5 protein-coding genes are annotated in these 5,893 nt (G+C 69.5%); all 5 read right to left on the bottom strand.

Annotation, left to right across the window (positions count from 1 at the left end):
* Nucleotides 1-156: 156 nt before the first annotated feature.
* The gene (locus VKH46_05895; GenBank protein HKB70357.1) at nt 157-1,815 is read right to left on the bottom strand and encodes an adenylate/guanylate cyclase domain-containing protein; all 1,659 of its coding nucleotides are present in this window, start codon (nt 1,813-1,815) and stop codon (nt 157-159) included.
* A 189-nt stretch (nt 1,816-2,004) separates the two neighbouring features.
* A complete protein-coding gene (locus VKH46_05890) occupies nt 2,005-3,087 on the bottom strand; it encodes a TonB family protein (protein ID HKB70356.1) in 1,083 nt (360 codons plus the stop codon).
* Nucleotides 3,084-3,998 (bottom strand): ornithine carbamoyltransferase, encoded by a 915-nt coding sequence (argF, locus tag VKH46_05885; protein ID HKB70355.1) that lies wholly within the window; start codon nt 3,996-3,998, stop codon nt 3,084-3,086. The genes VKH46_05890 and argF overlap by 4 nt, the downstream gene beginning before the upstream one ends.
* Entirely contained in the window at nt 3,995-4,966 is a 972-nt protein-coding gene (gene arcC, locus VKH46_05880) for a carbamate kinase (GenBank protein ID HKB70354.1), read from the bottom strand. Before arcC ends, argF begins: the two co-directional genes overlap by 4 nt.
* Nucleotides 4,963-5,893 (bottom strand): arginine deiminase family protein (locus VKH46_05875; protein HKB70353.1); only part of this gene is annotated, 931 nt, incomplete at its 5' end. The genes VKH46_05875 and arcC, both read right to left, overlap by 4 nt.

Below are 5,893 nucleotides of genomic sequence, written 5' to 3'. Positions count from 1 at the left end.
GATCGCAACGACGAGGCGCGGCGAGACGCGAGCCCGGCGGGATGCGGGTCGCCCGGCGGCGGGTAAGGCGTACCGAGAGCGTACGTCGTCCCGCCGCCGGGCGGCACGCGCCCGCCCGGCTCGATGTATCGCCGCGCCTGCCTCGGGCCGCGCCGGCTATCCCGAGGCGATCGTGGGCCGGCTCGCGACATCCGCCTCCGCCAGCCCCAGCACCTTGAAGAGCGGCACCTGCGAGACGAGGCCCTTCAGCGCGAAGAACCCCATCTGCGCGGCCGTGATGCGGTCCTTGACCGCCTCGTACGTCTCCGGTCCGATCACGATATCGCCGGGAGCCGCGACGAACTGCTCGATGCGCGCCGCGATGTTCACCGGCGTCCCGAGCACCGTGTAGTCGACGCGCCGATCCGATCCGATCTCCCCGACGACGACCTCCCCCGAATTGATCGCGATCCGCACCTCGACGGGCTTCTCCCCCGCCGCCTCGCGCTGGCGGTTCCATCCCTCCAGCGCCTCCCGGATCTTCAGCGCGGCCATGATGCCGCGCCAGGCGTGGTCCTCCTGGGCGATCGGCGCCCCGAAGAAGGCCATCGCCTCGTCGCCGATGAACTTGTCGAGCGTGCCGTCGACGGAGAAGACCGCCTCGGCCGCGTACGTGAAGAACGTGTTGAGCATCGTCGCGACCGTGTCCGGGGCCATCTTCTCCGACAGTGTCGTGAACCCGACGAGGTCGGCGAAAAGCACGGTGACGCTCGTCGTGCGCGCGCGCTTGAGCGACCCCGTCGCCGACGAATCCGCGATGATCTCCTCGATCACGGCGGGCGAGTGATAGCGCTCGAGCCGGGTCCGGATCCGCTTGTCCTCCTCGACGCGGGCGTGCAGGCTCGCGCGCTCGATCGCGACCGCCGCAAAGTTCGCGAGAGCGGTCAGGAGGTCGAGGTCCTCGCTCTTGAACGTGCCGACGTAGATCGGCGAGTCGACGTGGATGACGCCGATCACCGTGCCGCGGTCCCAGAGGGGGACGCACATCGCCGATCGGATGTGCTGGATCCGGATCGACTGGCCCATGTCGAACCGCTCGTCCTTCTGCGCGTCCGAGGTGAGGAACGCGACCTTCTGCCGGACGACCATGTCCACGATCGTCCGCGAGAAGGGCACATCCCCTTCCGCCGTCGTCGTCATGCGCGACGACTTCACGCGGGCGACGCGGGTCTTCAGCTCTCCCGTCTCGTCCATCAGGAGGAGGAATCCACGGTCCACGGGAAGGTACTCGAAGATCATGTCCATGACCTTCTCGAGCACGGCTTCGAGCTCGTCGGCCGAAATGAGGGTCTTGGCGACCTGGACGAGGATCTCGAAGACCTTGTTCTTGTACGCGAGGTCGAGCGACCCCCGTTTCTTGAAGACGGTCGAGTCCTCCGGCGGCGGCAGGTCCTTCTCGAGGCCGAAGTCCTGGTTGAATTCCGCGAGCGGCCGGATGAAGGTCGAGGTCGATTCCTTCTTGTCGGCCCCCCGCGGATAGCTCACGATCGAGGGGTCGTCGCGGAGCCGGAGCGTGAAGGTCCCGACCGAGAGCTCGTCGCCGTCCTTGACCGCCATGTCGGTGACGGTCTTCCCGTTCAGCCGGACTCCGTTGGTCGAGTTGTTGTCGCGCAGGAACCACGTCTCGTCCTTGCGGACGAGAATCGCGTGCTTGCGGGAAACGGAGAAGTCGTTCAGGACGACGTCGTTCTCCGACGACCTTCCGATCGAGATCTCCTCCTTCAGGAGCGTGTACACCTGCGGGCGACCGTCGACCTCGTAGAAGAGCTGGATCACTGGGGAGGAATTCTACCCCCGTCGCCGGAACGACCCCGCGCGGAGCTCGGGCCTTCGGGAGGCGCGGTCAGGCGCGAGCCCGACGGGATGCGGGCGTCCGACCCGCGGCCGCGGCGTACCGGGAGCGTACGTTAAGGCCGCGGGTCGCGGCGCACGCGCCCGTCCGGCTTGATGCATCACCGCGCCTATTCATTGGGGGGGTTTGAACTCGATGCGCACGAGCTTCATCGAGGGAATCGGGCCGCCGAGCGCGGTCGCCGGCCGGTATTTCCAGCGCTCCACTGCCGCGATCGCCGCCTCGGTCATCCCGAGCGGCGCCTGCCGCGTCGGCCGCACCCGGGTGACGTTGCCTTCCCGGTCGATTGAAACCTGCAGAACGACGGTCCCGGCGACCCGTGCCGCGAGAGCGGCGGGCGGATAGGTTGGTTCCACCTTCTGGATGAGCACGGCGGGAGCGATCTCGGCGCCCGCGCCCGAAAGCCCTCCCGGTGGAGCCGCCGAGGAGGGGGGCAATCCCGGAGCGGGCACGTCGTCGGGCATGCCGGGGATCGGCGACGGCGTCGGCGGCGCCTCGGAGGCCGGCGGGGCCTGCTCCGCGACGGAGATTCCCTTGACGACCTTTCCCGTCCCGGGCGTCAGCGCCGGCTCGGCCGGGTTGGCGGGAACGATGTCCACGTCCTCGGAGGAGACGAATCCCAGCGTGCCGTCGGGGAGCTTCGTCGCGTAATAGCCGTGGTCGACGGAATAGACGTCGAGTGAATCGCCCCGTTCGGCTTCCCCCCACACCGCGGCGAACGAGAAGGGAGCCAGCAGCAGCGGCGTGTCCTGGGCCACGTCGCCCGAAAGCGGCGCGAACTTGAAGATCGCCTCGGCGCGGCGCGCGCGGAGGGCCCGGTCGGAGTCCCGTTCGACCGCGTGGCGCGGGAGGTATCCCCCACGCCCCGAGCGGTCGCGCACGCGGCACCACGTCCCCTTCTCCTCCTCGATCGTCACCGCCGAGCCGCGTCCGAGGGCGATCACCGCTTCCGATCGCGAGTCCGGCGCCCGGCGCAGCTCGGCGCGCTCCTCCGAGACGGCGGCGGGCTCCGACGCTGGAGCGGCCGAGAAGGCCGCGTCCCGGCGCCTTCCGCGCGGCGCCACGGCGAACGTCAGGGCGAGCAGGATCATCGCGAGCACGCCGATCGCGACGGGAAGGTAGCGCCGGACCTCGGGGCGCGCCCAGAATCCCGGCCGGCGGTCCGGCCGAGGCCGCGTTCGTCGGGGAGCGCTCACGCCATCAGGGAGACGAGGATCGCCTTCTGCGCGTGGAGCCGGTTCTCGGCCTCTTCGAAGATCCGCGAGCGCGGGCCGTCGGCGACGGACGCGGCGACCTCCTCGCCGCGGTGCGCGGGCAGGCAGTGGAGGAAGATGGCGTCCCGCGAGGCTTTCTCCATCAGGGCGTCGGTGACCGAAAAGCCGGCGAACTTCTGCCGGCGGACCTGCGCCTCCTCTTCCTGCCCCATCGACGCCCAGACGTCGGTGTAGACGACGTGCGCGCCGGCGACGGCCTCGGCGGGATCGCGGGTGGTCGTGATCGCGGCGCCCGTCTCTTCCGCGTCCTGGCGGGCGGCCGCGACGATCTCCGGCTTCGGCTCGTATCCCGCGGGGCTCGCGACGGCGACGGACATCCCGGTCCGGGCGCCCCCGAACATCAGCGAATGGGCCATGTTGTTCCCGTCGCCCACGTAGGCGAGCTTCAACCCCGCGAGTCGGCCGAACGTCTCGCGGATCGTCTGGAGGTCGGCCATCACCTGGCACGGGTGGAGGAGATCGGTCAGCCCGTTGATCACCGGGACGGTGGCATGCCGCGCGAGCTCCGTGACGGTCTCGTGCGCGAACGTGCGGGCCATGATCCCATCGACATAGCACGACAGCACGCGCGCCGTGTCCGCGATCGGCTCGCCGCGGCCGATCTGGAGGTCGCGCGAGGAGAGGAACATGCCGAGGCCGCCGAGCTGGTACATCCCCGCCTCGAACGAGACGCGCGTGCGGGTCGACGATTTCTCGAAGATCATCGCCAGCGTCTTTCCCGAGAGCGTCGTGCGATACCGCGCGCGGTCCGTCTTGACGGCGTCGGCGAGGTCGAGGAGCTCGCCGATCTCGGCGGGCGTCCGGTCGTGGATCGAGACGAAATCCTTCTTCATGCGTTCCTCACGTATGTTCCGCTCCGCCCGTCGAGGGCGGCCGAGAGCGACTCCGCGTCGGTGATCAGCACCTCGCGGCCTCCCGCCTCCAGGAACTCGAGCGCCGCGTCGATCTTCGGGCCCATGCTTCCCTTCGGGAACTGCCCCGCGTCGGAGAGCGCCCGCGCCTCCGCCGGGGCGAGCGACGCGAGGGCCTGCTGCGTCGGCTTCCCCCAGTCCTTGTACACCTGCGGCACCCCGGTCAGGATGACGAAGAGGTCCGCCGCGAGGTTCGCGGCCAGCAGCGACGCGACGTAGTCCTTGTCGATCACCGCCTCGACGCCGCGCATCCGCCCCGAATCGTCGACGACGACCGGGATCCCCCCGCCGCCCCCGGCGATGACGATCTTGCCGCGGTTGACGAGCCACGCCACGATCTCCGTGTTCCGGATCGCCTTCGGCTTCGGCGACGCGACGACCTTGCGCCAGCCGCGCCCCGCGTCCTCGACGATCGTCCAGCCGCGGCTCTTCGCCAGAGTCTCGGCGCGCTCCCGCTCGAAGAACGGGCCGACCGGCTTCGTCGGCTTCCCGAAGGCGGGGTCAGCGGCGTCGACCTCGACCGTCGTGACGATCGTCACGACCTCCTTCTCGAAGCCGGCGGGCTTCAGCACGTTCGCCATCGCCGTCTCGAGGAGGAAACCCATCGAGCCCTGCGTCTGGGCCACGCAGACGTCGAGCGTCTGGGGCGGGATCCGGTCCGCCGCTTCCTCGACCTGGATGAGGATGTTCCCCACCTGCGGGCCGTTGCCGTGGACGACGATGAGCTCGTAGCCGCGATTCAACACCGGCAGGAGGCGGCGCGCCGCCTCCTCGGCCAGCCGCTGCTGCTCCGCCTGGGTCCCGTCGCCGTCGGGAGGGAGGAGCGCGTTGCCGCCGAACGCCACGACCGCGAGCGGCCGGACGAAGGAAAAGAAGGGCTGCGGACTCACGGATCCTTTCGCGCGAGAGGCATCGTCATGCAGCGCGGGCCGCCGCGCGCGCGAGAGAGCTCCGGACCCGCGATCTGGATCGCGTACTTCTTGTCCGTCCAGAGCTCGAGCTCGTCGCGGCCCATCAGGATGTCGTCCTCGTAGAGGATCTTGTATCCCCGGCGCGAGAGCTCCTCGGCGGTGCGCACGTTGCGCTCGTAGCAGACGATGACGCCCGGCGCGAGCGCGAAGGCGTTCGCCCCGTCGGTCCACTGCTCCCGCTGCTGCTGGATCGGATCGCTCCCTCCGCAGGCGACCGGTTTCAGGTCGATGCCGTTCTCCTTCAGGACCTCCAGGAGCGATCCCTTCGACGTGTAGGTGATCTCGCGGCCGGTGAGCGTCACCTGGTAGACGTCCGCCTCCTCCGGCCCCCCCTTGACGATCATCGGCCCGTAGCAGAGGCACTCGTCGCGGCTGATCATGGTGAAGACCGTGTCGAGGTGCATGTAGGACCGGCGCGCCGGGATCTCGACGGTGAAGATCTTCTTGATGCCCGTCTTCCCCTCCTTGAGCGACGCCGCGAGGTGCTCGACGGTCGCTTTCGAGGTGCGCTCCGAGATCCCGACGAGGAGGATGTCCTCGCGCGGGATCAGGATGTCGCCCCCCTCGAGCGACGGGCGCGACGTCGCGGTCGACAGGCGCGTGAAGTCGGTCGAGAACTCGCGGAAGACGAAGAAGTCCTTCGGCCTCTCGAACCGCCTGGAATACTGGAACACGTACCCCGAGAGGAGCGGCTCGCGCAGGCGCGCCGACGTCGCCATCGAGCCGAGGATCACGCGGTCGCCCAGAACGGTCTGCGGGTCGCGCACGAAGAAGGAGTTCGGCAGCGGCGGAAGCACGTAGAGCGTCTCGAGGCGGTCGGAGATCTGCCCATCCTCGCGGACGATC

The organism is Thermoanaerobaculia bacterium (assembly GCA_035260525.1).
GTDB lineage: Bacteria > Acidobacteriota > Thermoanaerobaculia > UBA5066 > DATFVB01 > DATFVB01.
This window is presented reverse-complemented; position numbering and strand designations above follow the sequence as displayed.